This is a genomic window from uncultured Halopseudomonas sp., from assembly GCF_963977355.1.
Lineage (GTDB): Bacteria > Pseudomonadota > Gammaproteobacteria > Pseudomonadales > Pseudomonadaceae > Halopseudomonas.
This window is the reverse complement of the sequence record NZ_CAXBOV010000004.1, coordinates 140383-163627: the sequence shown is the minus strand read 5'-3', so window position 1 is coordinate 163627 and position 23245 is coordinate 140383. Positions and strand designations below refer to the sequence as shown.

Annotated in this window: 17 protein-coding genes and 2 tRNA genes; 6 read left to right on the top strand and 13 right to left on the bottom strand. The window is 56.5% G+C overall.

Translation table 11 applies throughout. The features are described 5' to 3' along the window. From rpmI to uvrB, 5 genes are all read right to left on the bottom strand, one after another. On the bottom strand, positions 1–123 hold a 123-nt coding region (gene rpmI / locus AAC076_RS03325), incomplete at its 3' end, for a 50S ribosomal protein L35 (RefSeq protein WP_339652557.1). Between the two features lie 61 nt (positions 124–184). Continuing rightward, positions 185–736, bottom strand: coding sequence for a translation initiation factor IF-3 (infC, locus tag AAC076_RS03320; RefSeq protein WP_339842964.1), 552 nt, complete (start codon positions 734–736; stop codon positions 185–187). After that, on the bottom strand, positions 733–2658 hold the full coding sequence (gene thrS, locus AAC076_RS03315; RefSeq protein WP_339842954.1) for a threonine--tRNA ligase: 1926 nt from the start codon (positions 2656–2658) through the stop codon (positions 733–735). Before thrS ends, infC begins: the two co-directional genes overlap by 4 nt. A 659-nt stretch (positions 2659–3317) precedes the next feature. After that, positions 3318–3394 (bottom strand) — tRNA-Val (locus AAC076_RS03310). Positions 3395–3656: 262 nt separating this feature from the next. Next, positions 3657–5678 carry an excinuclease ABC subunit UvrB gene (gene uvrB / locus AAC076_RS03305; RefSeq protein ID WP_339842953.1) on the bottom strand — a complete coding sequence of 674 codons (2022 nt, stop codon included), beginning with the start codon at positions 5676–5678 and terminating at the stop codon, positions 3657–3659. 185 nt (positions 5679–5863) lie between these two features. Between uvrB and AAC076_RS03300 the strand changes: the two genes are divergently transcribed. Beyond that, on the top strand, positions 5864–7072 hold the full coding sequence (locus AAC076_RS03300; RefSeq protein WP_339842952.1) for an amino acid aminotransferase: 1209 nt from the start codon (positions 5864–5866) through the stop codon (positions 7070–7072). A gap of 82 nt (positions 7073–7154) precedes the next feature. Next, a tRNA-Asn gene (locus AAC076_RS03295) sits at positions 7155–7230 on the top strand. Positions 7231–7330: 100 nt separating this feature from the next. On the opposite strand, the gene AAC076_RS03290 is transcribed toward AAC076_RS03295, so the two are convergent. Next, positions 7331–8470 carry an acyl-CoA dehydrogenase family protein gene (locus tag AAC076_RS03290; protein ID WP_339842951.1) on the bottom strand — a complete coding sequence of 380 codons (1140 nt, stop codon included), beginning with the start codon at positions 8468–8470 and terminating at the stop codon, positions 7331–7333. A 165-nt stretch (positions 8471–8635) separates the two neighbouring features. Between AAC076_RS03290 and AAC076_RS03285 the strand changes: the two genes are divergently transcribed. Next, on the top strand, positions 8636–9625 hold the full coding sequence (locus AAC076_RS03285) for an AraC family transcriptional regulator (protein ID WP_339842950.1): 990 nt from the start codon (positions 8636–8638) through the stop codon (positions 9623–9625). Between the two features lie 66 nt (positions 9626–9691). Further along, on the top strand, positions 9692–10579 hold the full coding sequence (locus tag AAC076_RS03280) for a LysR family transcriptional regulator (RefSeq protein ID WP_339842949.1): 888 nt from the start codon (positions 9692–9694) through the stop codon (positions 10577–10579). A 10-nt stretch (positions 10580–10589) separates the two neighbouring features. Here the strand turns inward: AAC076_RS03280 and AAC076_RS03275 are convergent, their stop codons facing one another. Further along, a complete protein-coding gene (locus AAC076_RS03275; RefSeq protein WP_339842947.1) occupies positions 10590–10919 on the bottom strand; it encodes a hypothetical protein in 330 nt (109 codons plus the stop codon). A 189-nt stretch (positions 10920–11108) separates the two neighbouring features. Here AAC076_RS03275 and AAC076_RS03270 point away from each other — a divergent pair, with 189 nt between their 5' ends. Together AAC076_RS03270 and AAC076_RS03265 are read left to right on the top strand one after the other, a co-directional pair. Beyond that, on the top strand, positions 11109–11921 hold the full coding sequence (locus tag AAC076_RS03270) for an alpha/beta hydrolase (protein WP_339842946.1): 813 nt from the start codon (positions 11109–11111) through the stop codon (positions 11919–11921). A 33-nt stretch (positions 11922–11954) separates the two neighbouring features. Then, positions 11955–12521, top strand: coding sequence for a peptidylprolyl isomerase (locus tag AAC076_RS03265; RefSeq protein WP_339842945.1), 567 nt, complete (start codon positions 11955–11957; stop codon positions 12519–12521). Positions 12522–12599: 78 nt separating this feature from the next. Here the strand turns inward: AAC076_RS03265 and AAC076_RS03260 are convergent, their stop codons facing one another. The 6 genes from AAC076_RS03260 to fadD1 all read right to left on the bottom strand — a co-directional run bounded on the left by AAC076_RS03260 (position 12600) and on the right by fadD1 (position 23058). Then, entirely contained in the window at positions 12600–13724 is a 1125-nt protein-coding gene (locus AAC076_RS03260; protein ID WP_339842944.1) for a GNAT family N-acetyltransferase, read from the bottom strand. A 109-nt stretch (positions 13725–13833) separates the two neighbouring features. Further along, the gene (locus tag AAC076_RS03255) at positions 13834–14538 is read right to left on the bottom strand and encodes a DUF2057 family protein (RefSeq protein ID WP_339842943.1); all 705 of its coding nucleotides are present in this window, start codon (positions 14536–14538) and stop codon (positions 13834–13836) included. Positions 14539–14688: 150 nt separating this feature from the next. Then, entirely contained in the window at positions 14689–15756 is a 1068-nt protein-coding gene (locus AAC076_RS03250; RefSeq protein ID WP_339842941.1) for a porin, read from the bottom strand. Between the two features lie 338 nt (positions 15757–16094). Continuing rightward, positions 16095–17216 carry a beta-ketoacyl-ACP synthase III gene (locus AAC076_RS03245; protein ID WP_339842940.1) on the bottom strand — a complete coding sequence of 374 codons (1122 nt, stop codon included), beginning with the start codon at positions 17214–17216 and terminating at the stop codon, positions 16095–16097. Between the two features lie 162 nt (positions 17217–17378). After that, complete coding sequence (gene hrpA / locus AAC076_RS03240; RefSeq protein ID WP_339842938.1) at positions 17379–21272, bottom strand: ATP-dependent RNA helicase HrpA; 3894 nt, start codon at positions 21270–21272, stop codon at positions 17379–17381. Positions 21273–21369: 97 nt separating this feature from the next. Continuing rightward, entirely contained in the window at positions 21370–23058 is a 1689-nt protein-coding gene (gene fadD1, locus AAC076_RS03235) for a long-chain-fatty-acid--CoA ligase FadD1 (protein WP_339842937.1), read from the bottom strand. Between the last annotated feature and the right edge of the window lie 187 nt (positions 23059–23245).

Below are 23245 nucleotides of genomic sequence, written 5' to 3'. Positions count from 1 at the left end.
ACGCTTAGTGCTCATCTTGGTCAGGATGTGGCTCTTGAAAGCATGCTTGTGCTTGAGACCGTTACCGGTCGCCTTGAAGCGCTTTGCGGCGCCCCTTTTGGTCTTCATCTTTACTTTAGCCATGTTCAATTTCTCCGCATATTGCGTTAATAGATAACCGCAAGGCCTGGCGATGCCCTGGAGGTTACTTTTTCTTCTTGGGTGCGATGACCATCATCAGCTGACGACCTTCCATTTTCGGGTGCTGTTCGACGGTGCCGTATTCCAACAGGTCTTGTTCGACCCGCTTCAACAACTCCATCCCCAGCTCCTGGTGGGCCATTTCGCGGCCGCGGAATCGTAACGAAACCTTGGCTTTATCCCCATCACTCAGAAAGCGTATAAGGTTGCGTAACTTCACCTTATAGTCTCCGTCTTCCGTCCCTGGTCGAAACTTTATTTCTTTAATCTGAATCTGTTTCTGATTCTTGCGCGCGACGGCCTGCTGTTTCTTCTTTTCGAAGATGTGCTTGCCGTAATCCATGACTCGGCAAACCGGCGGCTCTGCATCAGGGGAGATTTCAACCAGGTCCATCTTGGCCTCCTCTGCGGCGGCCATGGCTTCCTGAATGGACACGATACCGATTTGTTCACCTTCGGCACCGATCAGGCGGACTTCGCTCGCCGTGATGTTCTCGTTGATCGGCGGGCGTTGTGCGGCTCTTTTGTCTTGTCTCATCTCGCGTTTAATCTTTATAGCTCCGAATTCTGGCGGCCTCGTTGTGCAACGTCACGGGCGAGGTATTCGGAGAACTCGGTAACAGTCATGGAACCCAGATCTTTACCCTCCCGTGTGCGCACGGCCACAGTGTGCGATTCGACTTCCCTATCTCCAACTACAAGGAGATAAGGTGTCTTGTGCAAAGTATGCTCGCGAATCTTAAAGCCAATTTTCTCGTTTCTCAAGTCCGCAGTTGCCCGATAGCCCATTTCATTGAGGCTTTTCTCCACTTCGGAGCAAAAATCAGCCTGATTGTCGGTGATATTGAGAATTGCGGCCTGAGTCGGTGCCAACCAGGCAGGAAAATCGCCAGCGTAATGTTCGATCAAAATACCGATGAATCGTTCAAAAGAACCCAGGATTGCACGGTGCAACATCACCGGGGTCTTGCGCGAACCATCTTCGGCAACGTACTGGGCGCCTAGGCGGCCGGGCAGCATGAAATCCAGCTGCAATGTGCCGCACTGCCATACCCGACCAATACAGTCGCGCAGGGAGAATTCGATCTTCGGACCGTAGAAAGCACCCTCGCCCGGCTGCAGGTCCCACTTCAGACCGGCTTTGTTCAGCGCCGATTCCAGACCCTTTTCGGCCTGATCCCAGAGCGCGTCGTCACCGACGCGGCTTTCCGGGCGGGTCGAGAGCTTGAGCTCAACGTCGTCGAAGCCAAAGTCCTTGTATACCTGCAGGGTCAGCGCGATGAAGTCGGAAGCCTCAGCCTCGACCTGCTCATCGGTACAGAAGATGTGCGCGTCGTCCTGGGTAAAGCCGCGCACGCGCATCAGGCCATGCAGGGAACCGGAGGGCTCATTGCGGTGGCAGGAGCCAAACTCGGCCAGACGCAGTGGCAGCTCGCGGTAGCTCTTCAGGCCCTGGTTGAACACCTGCACGTGGCAGGGGCAGTTCATCGGCTTGATGGCGTAGTCGCGGCTTTCTGATTCGGTAGTGAACATGGCATGGGAATAGTGCTCCCAGTGGCCTGAGCGCTCCCAGAGCACCCGATCGACGACCTGGGGTGTCTTGATCTCTTTGTAGTTGGCGCCACGCTGGATCTGGCGCATGTACTGCTCAAGCACCTGATAGATAGTCCAGCCATCGGGGTGCCAGAACACCATGCCCGGCGCTTCTTCCTGGGTATGGAACAGGCCCAGACGCTTGCCGATCTTGCGGTGATCGCGCTTCTCGGCTTCTTCCATGCGCTGAATGTAGGCAGCCAGCTGCTTCTTGTCGGCCCACGCGGTGCCGTATATGCGCTGCAACTGCTCGTTCTTGGCATCGCCACGCCAGTAGGCGCCGGAGATACGGGTCAGCTGGAAGGCTTTGAGGAAGCGGGTGTTGGGCACGTGCGGGCCGCGGCACATGTCGACGTATTCTTCGTGGTAGTACAGGCCCATGGTCTGCTCGTCCGGCATGTCTTCAACCAGACGCAGCTTGTAGTCTTCTTCACGGGCGCGGAACACGTCGATCACTTCGGCACGCGGGGTAACTCGCTTGAGGACGTCATAATCAGTCGCGATCAGCTCGCGCATACGCGCTTCGATCGCAACCATGTCTTCGGGCGTGAAGGAGCGCTCGTAGGCTATGTCGTAATAGAAGCCATCATCAATGACCGGACCGATAACCATCTTGGCACTGGGATAGAGCTGCTTGACGGCATGACCGATCAAGTGCGCACAGGAGTGGCGGATGATCTCCAGCCCCTCTTCGTCCTTCGGCGTAATGATTTGCAGGGTTACATCGCTGTCGATGGTGTCGCAGGCGTCTACCTGCTGACCGTTGACCTTGCCGGCCAGGGTAGCCTTGGCCAGGCCAGCGCCAATGGATTGGGCGACCTCAAGTACGGTGACCGGGTGATCGAACGATTTCTGACTGCCGTCGGGGAGAGTAATAGTGGGCATGTGCCGCTCCTTCTCAGTGGTGACCCCTACGCAAGGCCACATGATGGAAAATGCCACCCGGAGAGCAGCGTGCAGTTAACGCGGCCTACGATCGCCGACAGCCATAAGGCTACTGCAAGGTCGTCACGGATGACTTGAAAGAATGCGTCCGGCTCGTACCGAACGGCGACGCACTCTATCACAGCAGCATCAATGACTTACAGCAAAATATGAGTTTAAGGTCAGCCTCGGGTAAGGCGGGACTTGCGCCAACCGCCATGACTGGGAAAGGACCCGGTATCACCAGTCAGGATATACCGGCTCGCGCGATACGTGGCCTGCATCGCTGACACATGCCAACCGCGTAACTTGCGATAGGCCCACAACCATCCGCGCCTGTCCTGATCCATAAGCCCCTCCCCGAGCCAACTGCTTTGATGACGCCAGGATTTTAGCGCATGGGGAACGAACGTCTATCACCCGGGCGGGTTAGGTTTTATTGGGGCTGGGCGGATGCTGGCGCGCAATCGGACTGACAGTCGGCCGACTTTAACCCGTAGAGAGATGTCGTGATGACCTGGACAAAGGCCTCGACATCACGGATATCTGAACGGCGAGCAAACAAAAAGGGCGACCCTTTCGGAATCGCCCTTTAAGCCCCGTGCAGGACGGGTTTTGTTTGGTAGGCACGATTGGATTCGAACCAACGACCCCCACCATGTCAAGGTGGTGCTCTAACCAACTGAGCTACGTGCCTGCAATGGCCGCGAACTTTACGCAGCACGCCGGACCTTGTCAAGCGGTAAGTTACTGAATATCTGCAAGTTAAACCAAAGCAATGATTGACCGGCGAGTCAACGGGAATGGCTGTAGAACGGGAAGTCCAAATGGGTTCCCGCCTTCGCGGGAATGACGAGGGTGCGCGGAGCATGGAGTCGGGCACCTGCGTCGCCCTCGCCCGCTACCTCGTCATCCTCGCGAAGGCGGGGATCCATTGTCTGGTGACGGGCACGGCGGCTTCAAACCTTTATCAACATTGCCCTCAGCTTCTGAATCTCATCGCGCACACCGGCGGCAGCTTCGAACTCCAGATCCCTGGAGTGGTGGTACATCTTGTCTTCCAGTTGCTTGATCCGCTTGGTGATCTCCGAGGGTGAGCGCAGCTGGTTGGCGCTGTACTCTGCCGCGTCCTCTGCCGCCTTGAGCTTCTTGCGCTTGTTGTTGCGGCTGTTGCTGCCGGGCACAACGGCCCCTTCAAGGATGTCCTGCACACTCTTGGTGATACCGATGGGCGTGATGTTGTGTTCGAGGTTGAAGGCTATCTGCTTCTCGCGGCGGCGTTCAGTTTCGCCTATAGCTCGCTCCATTGATCCGGTCATACGATCGGCGTACAGGATCGCGCGACCATTCAGGTTACGTGCCGCTCGGCCAATGGTCTGGATCAGCGAACGCTCGGAGCGCAGGAAGCCTTCCTTGTCTGCATCAAGAATTGCCACCAGAGAAACCTCAGGCATATCAAGGCCTTCACGCAGCAAGTTAATGCCTACAAGCACGTCAAAAGCACCAATACGCAGGTCGCGAATGATCTCGACGCGCTCAACCGTATCGATATCCGAGTGCAGGTAACGCACGCGCACGCCATGGTCGCTCAGGTAATCGGTCAGGTCTTCGGCCATCCGTTTGGTCAACGTGGTGACCAGCACCCGCTCTTCCTTGGCGGTCCGCAGGGCAATTTCCGAGAGCAGATCGTCGACCTGGCTGGTAGCAGGTCGGACCTCAATCTGGGGGTCGACCAGACCGGTGGGACGTACGACCTGCTCCACAGTGCGCCCGGCATGCTCGGCTTCATAGGGACCTGGCGTAGCGGAGACGAAGATCGCCTGGGGCGAAATCAGCTCCCATTCGTCAAAACGCATCGGCCGGTTATCCAGCGCCGATGGCAGACGAAAACCATATTCAACCAGTGTCTCCTTACGTGAGCGGTCGCCCTTGTACATGGCGCCGACCTGGGGCACTGAGACGTGGGATTCGTCGATGATCAACAGGGCATTCTTGGGCAGGTAATCGAACAGCGTAGGCGGTGCTTCGCCATGGTTACGGCCAGACAGGTAGCGCGAGTAGTTCTCGATACCGTTGCAGTAACCCAGCTCCATGATCATTTCCATATCGAAGCGGGTGCGCTGCTCCAGTCGCTGGGCTTCGACCAGTTTGTTCTGGCTTTTCAGAACTTCCAGACGCTCGGCCAACTCGATCTTGATGTGCTCTACTGCATCGAGCAGTTTTTCCCTTGGCGTTACATAATGTGATTTAGGATAAACAGTTACGCGCGGAACCTTACGCAGAACCTCACCGGTTAGCGGGTCGAAATAGCTGATCGTTTCGACTATGTCGTCGAACAGTTCGATGCGTATCGCTTCCAGATCGGATTCTGCCGGGAAGATGTCGATGACGTCTCCGCGCACTCGATAATTGGCCCGGGCCAGCTCCATATCGTTACGGGTGTACTGCAATTCAGCCAACCGTCGAAGCAGCGTGCGCTGCTCAAGGTGATCGCCCCGATCAACGTGCAGAACCATGCGCAGGTATGAGGCCGGATCACCCAGACCATAAATGGCAGAAACGGTGGCGACGATGATCGCGTCCGGTCGCTCCAGCAGCGCTTTTGTAGCTGACAGACGCATCTGCTCGATGTGATCGTTTATCGAGGCATCTTTCTCGATAAAGGTATCGGATGAAGGCACATAGGCTTCAGGCTGGTAGTAGTCGTAGTAGGAGACGAAGTATTCCACCGAGTTATTGGGGAAGAATTCGCGGAACTCGCCATACAGCTGGGCGGCCAACGTCTTGTTTGGCGCCATGATGATCGCGGGCCGCTGCACCTGCTGGATTACATTGGCGATGGTAAAGGTCTTCCCTGACCCGGTTACGCCCAGCAAAGTCTGGTGTGAGAGGCCCGCTTCCAGTCCTTCCACCAATTGTGCGATGGCGGTCGGCTGGTCGCCGGCGGGCTGAAAACGGGTCTGGAGCTTGAACTGGGTCATTTATTCGGGGTTCCGACTGCAAAAAATCAGCACGCACTATAGCACCGCACTGCCATCCCTTCAGTGGTCTCCCGTCGGACAACCATTTCACCATGCTGCACTCGCACTGCACTCGCACCTTTGCATCGGTCTGTCTATAATGGGCGCCGACATACACACTCACCTGCCTCGAGTTTGCCGATACCATGACTTTGTTTTCCCCTGTTGAAATGGCTCCACGCGATCCGATCCTCGGCCTGAACGAAGCCTTCAATGCCGATAACCGGTCTGAAAAGGTCAACCTGGGTGTCGGGATCTATTACGACGAAAATGGCAAGGTGCCTTTGTTGCGCGCCGTATTCGCAGCCGAAGAGGCGCGCGTTGCAGAGCAAGGCCCACGACCTTATCTGCCTATGGAAGGTCTGGCTTCCTATGATAGCGCCGTGCAGACACTGCTGTTTGGTGCTGAGTCGAGCCTGCTTGAATCTGGCCGCCTGGTCACCGCCCAATCCATCGGCGGTACCGGCGCTCTTAAACTGGGCGCCGACTTCCTTTACCGTCTACTGGACAAGCGCCTGGTCGCCATCAGCGATCCGAGTTGGGAGAACCACCGCTCGCTGTTTGAGGCTGCCGGTTTCGAGGTAGTGACCTACCCCTACTACGACCCCGAAACCCACGGCGTGAACCTGGAAAGCATGCTTGAAGGTATCGATAAACTGCCTGAGGGTAGCGTCGTACTCCTGCACGCCTGCTGCCATAACCCAACCGGCGCAGACTTGAGTCTGGCTGACTGGGCTCGCGTGATTGATGTGATCCAGCGCCGCAACCATGTGCCCTTCATTGATATTGCCTACCAGGGCTTTGGCGATAATCTGCAGGACGACGCGGTTGCTTTGCGTCTGTTCGCAGAATCCGGTCTACCGCTGTTTATTTCCAGCTCGTTCTCCAAGTCTTTCTCGCTGTATGGCGAGCGCGTTGGCGCACTGACGCTAGTGACCGAGAATCACGATGAAATGCTCAGCACCCTCTCGCAGCTCAAGCGCGTCATCCGCACCAACTACTCCAACCCACCGACCCACGGTGCCAAGGTAGTGTCTGCCGTGCTGAACGATGTCGAGCTGTACGCCATGTGGGAAGAAGAGCTGGCCGAGATGCGCGACCGTATTCGCATCATGCGCCACAGCCTGGTCGAAAAATTGGCTGCTGCCGGTGTGACCAAGGACATGAGCTTCATCGAGCGCCAGCGCGGCATGTTCTCCTACTCCGGTCTGACCAAGGCTCAGGTGGCACGACTGGCTGACGAGTTTGCCATTTACGCGGTAGGCAGTGGGCGCATCTGTGTTGCTGCGCTCAACACCGGCAACATCGATCACGTGGCCACCTCGATGGCAGCGGTTTTGAAGAACGACAACTGAGTCGCGAGCTGCGAACTTTTTCACATAGTCACTTCAAGGCGTTGACTTTGATCGACTTTTTGATAAAGTACGCGGCGTTCGATCCGCGATAGCTCAGTTGGTAGAGCAAATGACTGTTAATCATTGGGTCCCAGGTTCGAGTCCTGGTCGCGGAGCCAAATGACAAAAAGCCTGTGCTGATGCACGGGCTTTTTTGTGGGCATTGGATCGTCATTCCCGCGCACGCAGGAATCCATTTTTTGACCTTCTTGCTCCTGCCTACAGCTTTAAACCACGACTGATAATCTCTTTCATGATCTCCGAGGTACCGGCAAATATCCGTTGAATCCGAGCGTTGGCATACATGCGGCAGATCGGGTACTCCCACATGTAGCCTGCTCCACCATGTAGCTGCACGCCCTCGTCCACCGCTTTACCCAACAATTCGGTGGTAAACAACTTGGCTTCGGCGGCTATCTCGGCGGTGAGCTTTTTCTCGTTATGGTCCATCACGCAACGGTCGACGAAGCACTGGGCCACGTCAATCTGGGTGCGCAGTTCGGCGAGTTTGAAACGGGTATTCTGAAATTCGGCTATCGGCTTACCGAAGGCTTTGCGTTCGGTAACGTATTCAAGGGTCGCGCGGAAGGCGGCTTCGGCCCCTGCTACGGCGCCGCAGGCATTGGTAAGGCGTTCCTGGGCAAGCATTTGCATGAGGTAAATGAAGCCCGCCTTGCCGTCCCCAAGCAGATTGGCCTTGGGGATTTTGACGTCGTTGAAAAAGAGCTCGGCGGTATCCTGACTGTGCATGCCCATTTTCTTGAGCTTGCGACCGCGTTCGAAGCCGGGCATGTCGCGCTCAACCAGAAACAACCCCATTGCATGTTTATTGGACGGATCGGTCTTGGCGGCGACAATAACCAGATCACTCAAGATGCCATTGGATATGTAGGTCTTGGAGCCGTTAAGTACGTAATGATCGCCATGCTCTACGGCGGTGGTACGCATGCCGGCAAGATCAGAGCCGGCGCCGGGTTCGGTCATGGCGACGGCAAGAATACATTCGCCACTGATGATTTTCGGCAAGAAGCGTTGCTTCTGCTCCGCACTGCCGTATTCAGTGATATAGGGTCCGCACAGGGCAGAATGCAACGGCAGCATGAAGCCTGGCTCGTTAATGTAAGCCAGCTCCTCACTCATGATCTGCTCGTAACGAAAGTCCTTGAGACCGGACCCGCCATACTCCTCGTCCGCCCAGGGCAGCAGAAAACCCAGCGCGCCAGCCTTCTCCCACACCTGCCGATCGACCATTCCGGCTTCTTCCCAGGCTTCCTGGTGAGGCACCACTTCTTTTTGCAAAAAGGTGCGGAATGATTCGCGGAACATACGGTGTTCAGTATCAAAATGGATGCGCTGCATGGCGGAGCTCCTGATTATTGTCAGCTCAGACTAGACCCGTGAGGAACCGCGCTCAATGACACCAGCGCTCATCAGGATTGACCATTTTGCCCGCCTGTATTCGGTTGCGAGACGACCGGTGCTGTGGCTAACTCGACCACAGCTTTCAGGGGAACGCAGCAATATATGAGCAATCGGTCAGTCGCCATTCATTTTGTCCGTGCTGCACTGGTCGGCGCAGAGCGCCATGGTCACGATAGTCGGGCGCTTATGGGTGCGGCCGGAATCAATCCGGATCTACTCGACCAGCCCCGCATGCGCGTGGATGCCGACCAGTATGCCCGCCTGATCAAACTGCTGTGGGATACCCTTGAGGACGAGCTGATGGGCTTTGGACCGGTGCGCAGCCGCCCGGGAACCTTTGCCATGATGTGCCATGCTCTGATTCATTGCTCCACCCTGGAGCGGGCGTTGCAGCGCGGAATGCTGTTTTACGGTCTTTTCGCCGACAACCCCGGTATCAGCATGCGTATGGAAGGTGATCTGGTCTGGCTGGAGATCGATACCAGCATGGTGGATGATCCGGACCACTTTCTTACCGAGTCCCTGCTGGTTATCTGGCATCGCCTGGCCAGCTGGTTGATTGGCAAACGTATTCCCCTTGAGCGAGCAACCTTCGCCTACCCAGCGCCAGAGCACCATCAGGAGTACCAGTTGATCTTCGGCTGCAAGCTGCACTTTGGCCAGCCGGCTACGGCGTTGGTTATTCCGCGCAGCTACATGCTGGAGCCCTTGATTCAGGACGCCCGTACGCTCAAGCGGTTTCTTGAACAGTCACCATCGGACCTACTCTCACGCAGGGACTTTGGTAACAGCCTATCGGGACGCATACGTCAGGTGATTGGACGTAATGTGGGTGCCGAAATGCCGGATATGGAGTCAATTGCCAGTCAGCTGAATATGAGCCCACCCACGCTCAGGCGTCATTTGCGCGACGAGGGCACATCATTCCAGGAGCTGAAAGACCACCTGCGCCGGGACATTGCGATATACCACCTGTCCCGTCAGGATATGCCCACCCAGGATCTGGCTTCGCTGCTGGGATTTTCCGAGCCCTCCGCATTTCATCGTGCCTTCAAGAAATGGACCGGGCTGACGCCAGGTGAATACCGCTAGCCACTCGCCACCAGCCCCTGACCGCTTCATAATCCTTCCTTTATCCGAGACTGCAAGGGTCACAGCATGAAAGCTCCACGGGTTACTCTTGAACAATGGCGCACTCTACAGGCTGTAGTCGATAGCGGTGGCTTTGCACAGGCTGCAGAGGTGTTGCATCGGTCTCAATCCTCGGTGAGCTACACCATCGCCCGCATGCAGGAGCAGTTGGGCGTCCCCCTGCTGGAGATCATCGGCCGCAAGGCGACCCTCACCGAGGCCGGCGAGGTCTTGCTGCGCAGGTCACGCAACCTGATTCAGCAGGCAAGTCAGCTCGAGAGGCTGGCTTTCAATATGGATCAAGGCTGGGAGCCTGAGGTGCGGCTGGTTGTGGATGCGGCCTATCCAACCAGCCGCTTGGCCAAGGCGCTACAGGCGTTCATGCCTTTGAGCCAGGGCTGTCGTGTGCAATTGCGTGAGGAAGTACTGTCGGGGGTCGAGGATTGCTTGCTGGACGGTTCTGCCGACCTGGCGATTTCGGGAATGAGCATTGCCGGCTACCTGCCCCACCAGATCAACGCCGTCGACTTTGTCGCTGTGGCCAATCCTGAGCATCACCTGCACCAGATGAACCGTGAACTGACCCACGAGGACCTGCAATCACAGTTGCAGGTCGTGATCCGTGATTCTGGCCATCATCCGGTTGATTCTGGTTGGCTGGGGGCTGAACAGCGCTGGACCGTAGCCAGCCTGGGTACGGCCGCGACCCTGGTGGCCAGCGGTCTAGGATTTGCCTGGTTGCCCGAGCATGAAATCACCGCAGAGCTGCAGCATGGACAATTGGCTTTACTACCCCTGCAACAGGGCGCCAGGCGCTCCCACTTTCTCTATCTTTATGCCAACAAGGACAAACCCCTTGGCCCTGCCACCCAGATCCTGGCTGATCTGTTGATCGAGCATTCGATCGCGGATTGACCCTGGACGGTCAGTCTTCCTTGCACTCGATACCGACTCGCACGCGGATAATTTCCCGCTGAAATGCCTGAGTAAGTACGGTTTTTTCACCGGGAGCCAGTCTGACACGCAGGGGAGATGGCTTCTCTGGACCATTGACGAAATTAGCTACGCAGAAAATTTCGCTAGGTTCCAGGTTCTCGAGGGTGACGGTGGCCACATTGCCTATGTTGCCAGTGCTGGAAGTATTCAGCTCAAGCCCCTGGGCCTTGAGGTCCACATCCACAGGGAAACCGAGTGGTTGCTGGGCCATCAGTGGCACTGAAATAGCCAACAAACCGACAAGCAGTAACTGTTTCATGGTAAATCTCCTTACAGAATTCCGGGGAACCGGTTACCTTTTGAACTGCGCTCCAGCATAAAGTTCGGCAAAGCGGGCGGACAAGCGTCCAATTACTTCGGACGATGACAAACCGATACCGGCAAGGCATCCTCACTATTTATACCGAAAACCCGGATGATCCAAGGTTTTCCATCAAGGAAAGGACTCATGGCCTACCTGCAACTCAACGGCTGCAATCTGCACTATACCGACCAGGGCGAAGGTGATCCGGTCTTGCTGATTCACGGACTGGGCTCCAGCGGCCGCGACTGGGAGTACCAGCTACCCGCGCTCCTCCCCCAATACCGCGTGCTTACTCTGGACATGCGAGGCCATGGCAAGAGCGACAAACCTTCCAGAGGCTACAGCGTCAAGGGCTTCGCTGCCGACTGCCTGGCATTTATCAAGCATATGCAATTGACCAAACCGCATATTGTAGGCATCTCCATGGGTGGCATGATCGCCTTTCAACTGGCTACCGACCATCCCGAGGTGCCCGCAAGCCTGACGATTATCAACAGCGGTCCGGAGTTGATACCCAGAAGGCCAAAAGAGTATCTGCTGGTTGCCCAAAGGCTGTTCTTCGCCCACATACTGCCGCTGAGCGCGGTAGCCAAAGGCCTGGCCAAAACGCTGTTTCCCAAACCGGAGCAGCAGGACATTCGTAAGACCTTTGAGGGCCGTTGGCTGGAAAACGACCGGCGGGCGTATCTGGCTTCGCTCCGCGCCCTGGTAGGCTGGGGCGTCTCCGAGCGTCTGGATCGGATCAATTGTCAGGTGCTGGTTATCACCGGGGACCAGGATTACACACCGGTCGAGAAGAAACGGGAGTACGTCTGCCATCTGGGTGACGCCCGCCTGGAGGTTATCGAAGACTCCCGGCACGGTACGCCTATCGATCAGGCAGAGAAATTCAACGCCCTGCTACTGGACTTTCTGGCCCAGTCGGGTTCTTCTTCCCCTGCCGGAAACACCGGCTAAGCGACACGTTTTTCATTTACACGGAGACCGACCATGTTCAAACGCCTTATCGCCACCTGTACCTTATTGCTGGCTGCAGCCCCTGCCTTTGCAGAAAACCCCCAGGTCCTGCTCAAGACCAGCCATGGCGATATCAAGATGGAACTCAACGCCGAAGCCGCGCCTATCAGCGTGGAGAACTTCCTTCGCTACGCCGATGCCGGTCATTATGATGGCCTTATTTTCCACCGTGTAATCCCGGGCTTCATGATTCAGGGCGGTGGCTTTACCCCGGATATGAACCAGCGCGCCGTTGTCAAGTCGATCAAGAACGAAGCCGATAATGGCCTGCGCAACGACCGTTACACCATCGCCATGGCGCGTACCCAGGTCGTTGACAGCGCAACCAGCCAGTTCTTTATCAACCTGGGCAACAATGATTTCCTGAATCACGGCGGACGTGATTTCGGTTATGCGGTATTTGGCAAGGTAGTGGAAGGCCAACATGTGGTGGAAACCATTGCCAAGGTACCCACGGGCACCACGCGCGGACATCAGAACGTCCCGACCAACCCGGTCACTATCCAGAGTGTTGAGCGGGTAGACACAGCCGCGGAATAACCCGTGGGACGTGCGATGCCCTCTGCGCCAGAGGGTATCGCGGCTTCTGTGGTAAGAGCAGCTACTCGATGAAGGAGTTTACTCGGCCTGGCGGTACGGCAGGTAATCCCGCGACTCTTCCTGATATTTCTTTACGCCCTCGCGTTCACGCAACAGAAAGTCCGCTACTGCGTCGTGCAGTGGTTCCTGAAGCTTGTGCCAGGACTGGGTCAGTACCGGTTCAAAGCCACGGATCAGCTTGTGTTCGCCCTGGGCGCCAGCGTCGAAGCGCTCCAATCCTTCCGTGATACAGCGCTCCATGCCCTGGTAGAAACAGGTCTCGAAGTGCAGGCGGTCATACTCCTCCAGGCAGCCCCAGTAGCGTCCATAGAGCGATCTCTGGTCTGCCAGGAAGAAAGCACCAGCCACGTTACGGCCATCATGGCGCGCAAATACCAGGCGAATCGCTTCGGGCATCGACACACTAAGCATCTGGAAGAACTCGGGAGTCAGGTACGGGTGCTGGCCGCGCTTGAGGTAGGTCGCTGCATAGAATGGATAAAACTGGTCCCACACCGCCGGCGTCAGATCCCTGCCGGCCAACCAGTGAAAACTGATGCCCTGCTCGGCAACCGCCAAGCGTTCCTTACGAAAATTCTTGCGCTTGCGGGAGTTACAAGCACCGAGAAAATCATCAAAGCCCGCATAACCCCGATTGAACCAGTGGAACTGGCATCCCAGACGCCGGACCCAGCCAGCCCCCTGAAGGGCGTCATCCTCCTCCCCCTGATTGAACAGCACATGCATACCGGATACACCAGCCTGGTCCAGCTCCTGATCAAGATACTCGAGAATCATCCCACGACTCTGCTCACAGCGGGCCAGTAACCGCGGCCCCTGCACAGGGGAGAACGGTACTGCAGCCAGATATTTGGGATAGTATTCGCGGCCGCTGCGTTCCCATGCCTGGGCCCACTGAAAGTCGAAGACATACTCGCCGTAGGAATGCATCTTGCGATACAGGGGTAATGCCGCCTGTAATTGACCAGCCTCGTCGATAACTACCAGATGCGCCGGCTCCCAGCCCCGCTCCGCGCACACAGAGCCGCTGTCTTCCAGGGCAGTAAGAAAGTCATGGCGCATGAAGGGATAAGCGGAATCGAGGAGGCTATCCCATTGGTCACCGGGAATATCCTGTATGCGTGCAAGTTGACGTATTTTCATGGTGACAGCATGCCACAGCGCATCACCAAATCGCAGCTCGAGGAGGCTCTGATGCGTAACAAAAAAGCCCGGCTATAAGCCGGGCCTGAGTACTGCATCACTCGGGGGCTTACTTCTGCGCCCACTCCAGAAAGGCTTCGCGGCTCTCTGGTCCGAGGAGCATCCAAAGTTGCTGCAACGTAGTCAGCGTAGCGTCGTTGTGTGGCAGTGTTTTTGCTGCACTGACATGCGCGGGAGCTGCCATGACAACAGGCGCGGCTACAGGAGCTGGAGTAGAGGCGCCCAACGGTTTGACTTCATTATTGTAGGTGGGAGCGCTGCCGCCACCCATCAACTGACCAACCAATGATACGTATGCCGGTCCAGGCTCAGTGGCATAGCGCTCACCAGTCGCCTTGTTCAGTGACCAGCCGGCGAAATCGTCTTGCATGGCTTCTGCCTCTATCAGGTTCTTCGGCGCGTCGAACTCCAGCCGCCATACTTCACCAGCCTTGCCATCGATAGTGTAAGTAGCGCTGCGTGTACGCACTATTTCACTGCTCAATCCGCCATTAATGTCATAGACGTTTTCGTAATAGGCATTGATGCGATACTCGCCCGGTTGCAGTTCGAGTTTACGATCCTGATTACCGGTCATACGGTTGGCTTCCGGGACAGGGTTACCGTTGATATTCAGCACTTCCAGTGTGTAGGGCATTTCCACTACAAGGATCTGGCCAGTCGGCTGCTCGGCGCCGGAATAGAGTTTTACCGGCTCACGCTGCGCGCAGGCGGCAAGCATACAGGCAACAGCGATTACGAACAGATTGCGCATGACAACTCCTTGATAGGTATAAGTATTCAATAAATCGGAAAGTCTTCCGCGATGCGGATGTAGCAATAATAAGACGGTAAGATGTCACTAATATGACAAAAGGGTTATGCCAGAGGCATAACCCTTTTTGGTAGTGCAAGGAAAGACCGATCAGAAGTCGTAACGCAGACCTACGGTAAGACCAGTTGCATCTTCGCCTGCAGCCTCTTGCGGATCAGCAGTACGAGCCTGGCTCCAGGGGGTCAGAGCGGCAAGCGTATCGTTGTCGACCATAGCGTAGTTGGCGTATACGCGAACTGCCTTGTCCAGCTTGTGCTCTACACCCACAACCCACATGGTGCTGTCGGAGTCACTGGCATCTGATTCACGGGTCAACCACATGCCCTTCAGAGCGGTGGAAGAAGCAACCTTGAATTCAGCACCCAGGCCAAAAGTGTCAGCAGTCAGACTGTCACGTACGGCTTGTGTAACGTTGTCGTTCGTGTAGTCAACGGTCTGATAGAAAGCAACACCCTTGATGGCGTCGGTGATCTTGTAGGCACCAGCAAAACGAACGCCATCACGCTCGCCACGGCCGGTATCTTCATCTGCGGTCTCGTAAGCCAATGAAGCCTCAACAACCGAACCTTCATAGTTCAGCGACATGCTGGTGGTGTTGGTATCAACATCGTTGCCAGCAACGTCAGTTTCGTGCAGCGAATAACCCAGCTTGCCGAAAAAACCGCTCATGTTCGGAGTGGTGTATTCAATGGTGTTGTCATAACGCTCATCAAACCGGGCATTACCAACACGAGTCAGGTTACGCATATCACCGACCTGGTCACCAAACAGGTTGGCTGGACCACGTGCGCCCTTGAAGGGGCTGTCAAAACGACCAGCGCGGACCTGACCGAAGTTACCGCCCAGGCCTACGAAAGTATCGCGAGTGGCCAGGGTTTCACCGTTATCGGTACCGAAGTCGATTTGCTGTTCGATCTGGAAGAAAGCGTTCAGGTTCGGGTTGATGTCGTGATCGCCCTTGAAGCCCAGGCGCGAAGCGTTACTGGACAGATTGATCTCGGAATAGTCATCAAATACTCCGGGGGCAGTCTCTACGTTGTCGACTGACAGATGATCAACAGAAATGTGGGCACGACCATAAACGCTCACATCAGCCATGGCCATTACCGGCATGGCCGCAGCGGCCCCAATAACAATCGCAAGCAGCTTCTTATTCATCAGTACTCTCCTAGGTATTTTAAACGCCAGCTCATGGTGACGTGCCGTCGTTGTTTCGACTGGGAGGATTATGGAAATACCAGATGACAGAACGGTTACAAACCGATGAAGTTTTGAATTTGCGGGAACTTTCAGTCTTGTTCGAGATGGGCACTGCAACTAGCGGATTTAACGAAAAAAAACCCCGCCAGGGATGGCGGGGTTCAAGGAGCAGTACTTGGATGACAAGCCGCGTAGCCAACGCTCGACCTGCGTCACCCAAGAAGAATGCGCCGGACAAATGTCAGTCAGATGTCGAAGTCATGACAATCCAGTGACATCGCATGATCAGGCAATGCTCAGTGCTTGCGAACGATCACGCTGCCGATCGAGTAGCCAGCGCCAAAGGAGCAGATCACACCCAGGCTGCCACTGGGCAAATCATCCTGGTATTTGTGAAACGCGATGATCGAGCCGGCCGAACTGGTGTTAGCGTACTCGTCCAGCACTACCGGCGCTTCATGGGCTTCCGGATCGCGGCCCAGCAGCTTGCGAGCAATCAGCATGTTCATGTTCAGGTTGGCCTGGTGCAGCCAGAACCGCTTGATATCACCAACCGGCAGGGAGAACTCTTCCAGGTGATCGCCAATCAGCTCCGCGACCATCGGACATACGTCCTTGAATACCTTGCGACCCTGCTGAACAAATAGCTTGTCGGGGGCGCCCACACCGCTATCGTCGGCGCGGTTGAGAAAGCCGAAGTTATTGCGGATGTTATTCGAGTATTTGGTCAACAGCTTGGTGCCGACAATATCGAACTGGTGCTTCGAAACTGCGTCCTCAGCACGCTCAACAACAACTGCCGTGCAGGCGTCACCAAAGATGAAGTGGCTGTCGCGGTCGCAGAAATTCATGTGACCCGTGCAGATTTCCGGATTGACCATCAGAATGGCTCGCGCCTGCCCCAGTTGAACCGCGTTGGCCGCTGCCTGGATGCCAAAGGTCGCCGAGGAGCAGGCCACGTTCATGTCAAAGCCAAAACCTTCGATGCCCAGTGCTTCCTGCACTTCCACTGCCACAGCGGGATAGGCACGCTGCAGGTTGGAGCAGGCGACGATGACGCCATCAATATCGGCAGCCGTGCGACCGGCTTTCTCAAGCGCCTCGGTACCCGCTTTGATGGCCATTTCGCAGAGAATCGACCACTCATCATTGCTGCGCTCGGGAATATCCGGCTTCATGCGGTTAATGTCGATAATGCCGCTTTTGTTCATGACATAGCGGCTCTTGATACCAGACGCTTTTTCAATGAACTCGGTACTCGAAGGCGTCAGCGCTGCTACCTGACCGGCGGCGATTGCGTCGGCGTTGTCGCGGTTGAACTTCTCGACATAGGCATTGAAGCTTTCAACCAGCTCTTCGTTACTGATGCTGTTGGCTGGGGTGTACAGGCCTGTTCCACTGATCACGACTCTTTGCACGGTCGGTCCTCTTTAATGTTTTGGGTAACGCATTACCGGGCAGGTGGTAATACCCTGGCCTGACGTCAGGCCGCACGCTAAAAATGGCTCAAAGACGAAGCATAATGCAAACGGACGTTCAGTTCACTCCATTGGTCACCAATGACCCACCCTGCCCGACGATCAGGCAGGGATCTCCTGCCATAATTTGGACAGTCGTTTCGCCGATACGGGCATCCGCGTACCCAGCTGCTGGGCAAAAAGAGAAACGCGGTATTCCTCAAGCATCCAACGCCAGGTCTGCAAATCGTCATCCAGACGACCCTCCTGACGGTGCTTGAGCTCGCGGGCCTGGTGCCGGGTGGCCAGTTCCTGCAGCTCGTCGGTCCAGACCCTGTCACGCTGGACCTGCCCCGGCAGCTTGTCGAGTCGCTGCTCAATGGCTTGAAGATACCGTGGATACTGCATCAACCACTCCGCAGGCACGTCCCGGATGAATCCCTTGTAGAACAGCCCTGCCAGCTGCGCTCGAATATCGTTAAGCGCGATGGCCTGGGCCAAATCGATTTTACCCTTGAGTCTTTTCTGTACAGCATGCCAACCCTTGAGTATCGCCAGGGTTTCCGCTGCCAGCTTTTCGGCTGCTGAAACCCACTCTCCCCGCCCCTGTTCAAGGCGTGCGGCTAGCGTCGCCGGATCACGCGGCAAGGGTTGATCGGCCGGAAGGAATACCCGGTCCACCGCAGCCAACAAAACATCCTCGGTCAGTTGTTGCTGGTTACCGAGCTCGCGGTAGTAGATCGCAGCTTCCTTGAGTGCCGAACATTTTTGCCGCAGGAAACGCGCCTGCTCGTTCAGCTCAGCCAGCAACAGGCGTTGCACGCCGCGGCGGTGGGCCTGCAATGCCTGATTCTGGGTATCAAAGAGTTGCTCATGAACCTGATCACCCTCCTCTACCCAGGCCGGCCAGAAGGTCACTTCAATGGCAGCCTGGTTGCGTACCAGCGACTCGGGAAGCACGTAGCTTCCGGCCGGCCGGGTTGGCTGCTCAGGCCGACTGGCAGGGGTTGGCATCGGCTGATCCTGAACCTGTCCAGCCAGCTGACTGCACAGGCCGCTGTAATCGCGACCTTCGGCAATCACCTTGCCGTCGGCATCAACTACTTCGATATTGGTCAGAAGATGCGGCTCGAGTTGAATGTCCGCCCAGGCCTCGTCATCTATTCGGGTGCCGGTCATACGGGTCAACTCTCGACCGAGCGTCTGCGTCAGGTTTCCCTGGGCAAAAGGCATGTGTTCCAGAGCGGCTCTGACAAAATCGGGTACCGGCACGAAGTTGCGTCTGAGGGCCTTGGGTAGACCGCGTACCAGAGCCACGCACTTGTCGAACAGCAGGCCAGGCACCAACCAATCAAGACGCTCAGCCGGCATCTGTCGCAAGAGGGGCGCGGGAACGCGCATGGTCACGCCGTCGCGGGGATGTCCGGGCTCGAAATGGTAGCTAAGCGGCAACGCCACCTGCTGCCAGCGCCAGGCGTCGGGGTATTGTTCGGCGGTCACCTCACCTGCTTCGCGCTGTAACAACTCCTCGCGGGTCATATGTAACAGGCGCGGATTGTCCCGTTGACCGGTTTTTATCCAGCGTTCGAAGCTGGCCAACTGGAAGATCTGCTCGGGTACATGACGATCAAAATAGGCATACAGGGTTTCGTCATCAACTAGAATGTCGCGGCGACGCGCTTTGGCTTCCAGCTCATCGAGCTCGGCCAGCAATTGCTGGTTGGCCTTGTTGAAGGCTGAACGGCCGTGCCATTCGCCAAGCACCAGAGCCTGGCGAATGAATATTTCCCGCGAGGCTACCGGATCTATGGGGCCGTAATGCACCTTCCGGCGCGGCACGATGATCATTCCGTACAGAGTCACCTGTTCGAATGCCACGACCTGGCCACGCTTTTTCTCCCAATGGGGTTCGCTGTAGCTGGTCTTGACCAGGTGCCCAGCCAGTGGCTCGACCCACAGCGGATCGATCTTCGCTGCGAGGCGCCCATACAGACGACGGGTCTCTGTCAGCTCGGCAACCATGACCCATGGTGGTCGCTTCTTGGCCAGGGCCGATGAGGGGTGCAGCATGAATCGCCGCTGGCGAGCACCGAGGTAGTCACCATCTTCAGTCTTGTTGCCAAGCTGGCTGAGCAGCCCGGCCAGTAACGCCTTGTGAACAGCTTCATCTCCAGCCGGCTGACTGTTGCGCTCCAGCTTGAGGTCCCGACAGGTCAAAACCAGTTGGCGATGGGTTTCGCGCCATTCGCGCAGGCGCAGAAAATTCAGGAAATTACGTCGGCACCAGCTTCGCAACTGACCCTGGGTCAAGGCCTGGCGCTGCTCCTCAAAGCCGCGCCAGAGGTTTATGAACGCGGCGAAATCCGAGGTCTCTTCTCGCCATTGCACATGTGCCTGATCCGCTGCCTGCTGACGCTCCAGAGGTCGTTCGCGAGGGTCCTGGACTGTCAGGCCGCTGGCAATGATAAGGACCTCTTCCAGGCTGCCGGTGCGGCTGGCTTCCAGCAACATGCGCCCAATACGCGGGTCCACCGGCAAACGCGCAAGCTGGCGGCCGTTATCGGTAATAATGCCCTCGCGATCAACCGCACCAAGCTCCTGCAACAGGGTAAAGCCATCACTGATAGCCCGGCCCTCGGGAGGTTCGATAAACGGGAAGTCCTCGATCCGCCCAAGCCGTAAATGCAGCATCTGCAGGATCACCGCAGCCAGGTTGGTACGCAGTATCTCGGGATCGGTAAATTCGGGGCGGGTATTGAAATCCTCTTCAGCATACAGGCGCACGCAGATCCCCGGCGCTACGCGACCACAGCGGCCCTTGCGCTGGTTGGCGCTGGCCTGGGACACCGCCTCCACAGGTAGTCGCTGAACCTTGGATCTAGGGCTGTAACGGCTGATGCGTGCCTCGCCCGGGTCGATGACGTAGACGATGCCCGGCACGGTGAGTGAGGTTTCCGCCACGTTGGTCGCCAGCACTACCCGCCTGCCAGCATGGGAGGCGAAAATCTTTTGCTGTTCGGCAACCGACAAGCGCGCGTACAGCGGCAGGATCTCGGTATGTCGCAGATTGGCCTTGCGCAGGTACTCGGCCGTATCACGAATCTCACGCTCACCCGGCAGAAACACCAGGGCGTCCCCTGGCGGCTGGCCGTTGGCCCGTTCGTGCCGTTCCAGCTCCTGCAATGCCACCACTATGCCCTGGTCAATACTCAGGTCCTCTTCAACCTGATTACCCTCCTCATCCATTTCTGCACTTAACGGGCGATACCAGACATCCACTGGATAGGTGCGGCCAGATACTTCGATCACCGGTGCGTTATCAAAGTGCGCGGAGAACCGCTCCAGATCAATGGTTGCTGAGGTTATGATGACCTTCAGATCCGGACGCTTGGGCAGGATGGTTTTCAGGTAGCCGAGCAGAAAATCGATATTCAGGCTGCGTTCATGGGCCTCGTCTATGATCAAGGTGTCATAGCGTTGCAAAAAACGGTCGTTCTGGGTTTCGGCCAGCAGGATGCCATCGGTCATCAGCTTGATCAGGGTTGTATCCGAGCTCTGATCAGTGAAACGCACCTGGAAACCCGCCAGCTCGCCCAGGGGCGTGCCGATTTCTTCGGCGACCCGGCTTGCAACGCTTCGCGCTGCCAGGCGACGCGGCTGGGTATGGCCTATGAGTCCGCGAGTGCCTCGGCCCAGCTCCAGACAGATCTTGGGAATCTGAGTCGTCTTGCCGGAGCCGGTTTCACCGGCAACGATCACCACCTGATTCGCTTCGATGGCATCCCTTATCTGTTCCCGACGCTCGGCAATCGGCAACTGATCATCAAAGCGCATCCTCGGAATACTGCTACGTCGTGACTCAACGCGCGCACAGGAAAGCTGGAATTGCTCCAGCCAGCGAGCTTCACGTTGGGCATCTGGCTGCTTGCTCATCTGCTGCAACTGCCGCTGCAGGCGGTGGCGGTCGGCGGCCATGGTCTGGTCGAGATTGGCCGTCAGCGCGGAAATATCGGTCATCGTTGGAATCTGTACCTGCCTGATAAAAAAAGCCCCGCCAGGACATGACTCTGGCGGGGCCCTGGTGCTGCAGGGTTAACTGCAGCGTTAGTGCATTCTACTGGTTGGCAGCCTTCTTGAGTTCTTCATCGCGCAGTTCGCGACGCAGAATCTTGCCGACGTTGGTGGTTGGCAGTACATCACGGAACTCGACGTACTTGGGCACCTTGTAACCGGTCAGGCTGTCACGCATCTGCGCCTTGACCTGATCTTCAGTCAGCTCGGCGCCTGGCGTTTTGACCAGGAAGACCTTGATCGCTTCGCCCGACTTCTCATCCGGCACACCAACAGCGGCGCACTGGGCAACGCCGGGAATGGCGGCCATGACATCTTCGAGCTCGTTGGGATACACATTGAAGCCCGATACCAGGATCATGTCCTTCTTGCGATCGACAATACGCAGGTATCCGTCTTCCTGAATGATGGCGATATCACCGGTTTTCAGCCAGCCCTCGGCATCAAGCATTTCATCAGTGGCTTCCTGACGCTGCCAGTAACCCTTCATGACCTGCGGACCCTTGACGCAGAGTTCGCCACGCTCACCCATTGCCACTTCCTGCCCGTCATCATCGATGATCTTGCACAGAGTCGAGGGAACCGGGATGCCGATGGTACCCAGCTGGATGTTGGCCATCGGATTTACCGTGGCCAGCGGACTGGTTTCGGTCATACCGTACCCTTCGCATACTTCGCAGCCGGTGATCTTGTGCCAGCGCTCTGCGGTGGCTTGTTGCAACGCCATGCCGCCGGAAAGGGTGACCTTGAAATGACTGAAGTCCAGATTGCGGAAGCCTTCGTCGTTGCACAGGGCGACGAACAACGTATTCAGGCCGACAAAGCCGGAAAACGGTACCTTTGACAGCTCCTTCACAAACGCAGGAATGTCCCGGGGATTGGTGATCAGGATGTTGTGGTTACCGCTGATCATCATCGCCATGCAATGAAAGGTGAAAGCATAGATGTGATACAGGGGCAACGGGCAGATGATTGTTTCTTCGCCATCCTTGATCGTGGAGCCCATCATTGCCTTGGCCTGGAGCATATTGGCGACCAGGTTGTGGTGCGTCAGCATGGCACCCTTGGCAACCCCGGTAGTGCCCCCGGTGTACTGCAAGACGGCAATATCGTGCGCCCCTGGAGAGGCTTCCTGAAAGCTCTGATTCTTGCCCTTGGCTAACGCATCGTTAAACCTGATTGCACCTGGAATATTGTAGGACGGCACCATCTTCTTGACGTGCTTGACTACGGTGTTGATCAGCAGGCGCTTGAGCGGGGGCAACATGTCCCCTACTTCGGTGATGATGACCTGCTTGACCCCGGTCTTGGGCACTACCTGCTCTGCCAGATGCGCCATGTTGGCCAGACAGACCAGCAGCTTGGCGCCGGAATCATTGAATTGGTGTTCCATCTCGCGCGGAGTGTAAAGCGGGTTGGTGTTGACTACCACGTAACCTGCGCGCATCGCTCCAAATACCGCGATTGGATATTGCAGGACGTTGGGCATCTGGATAGCGATTCGATCGCCTGGCTGCAAACCACTATTCTTCTGCAGGTAGGCCGCGAACTGACCCGAGAGGGTATAAAGTTCACCATAGGTAATGGTCTTGCCAAGATTGCTGAAGGCAGGCTTGTCGGCGAAACGCTGACAGGAGTGTTGGAGAACATCGAGAATATTGGTGTACTGATCCGGATTGATCTCGGTGGGAATACCAGCGGGATATTTGTCTTTCCAGAAATTCTCAAGCATGGATGCCTGCTCCTGAGCGTATTCGTCGAGGCGTACCGGCCCGCAAAGGGCAGCGATCGCGTTTATTTTATTCGTGACTACAACGGCTTTTTTAGTCGAAAAGCCGACGAAGACTAGCAGTTTTTATCTGCCCAGACCAGCATCCAGCAGAGGTCTTGGCGGCCGAATAAACCTTGCAGATATCAGA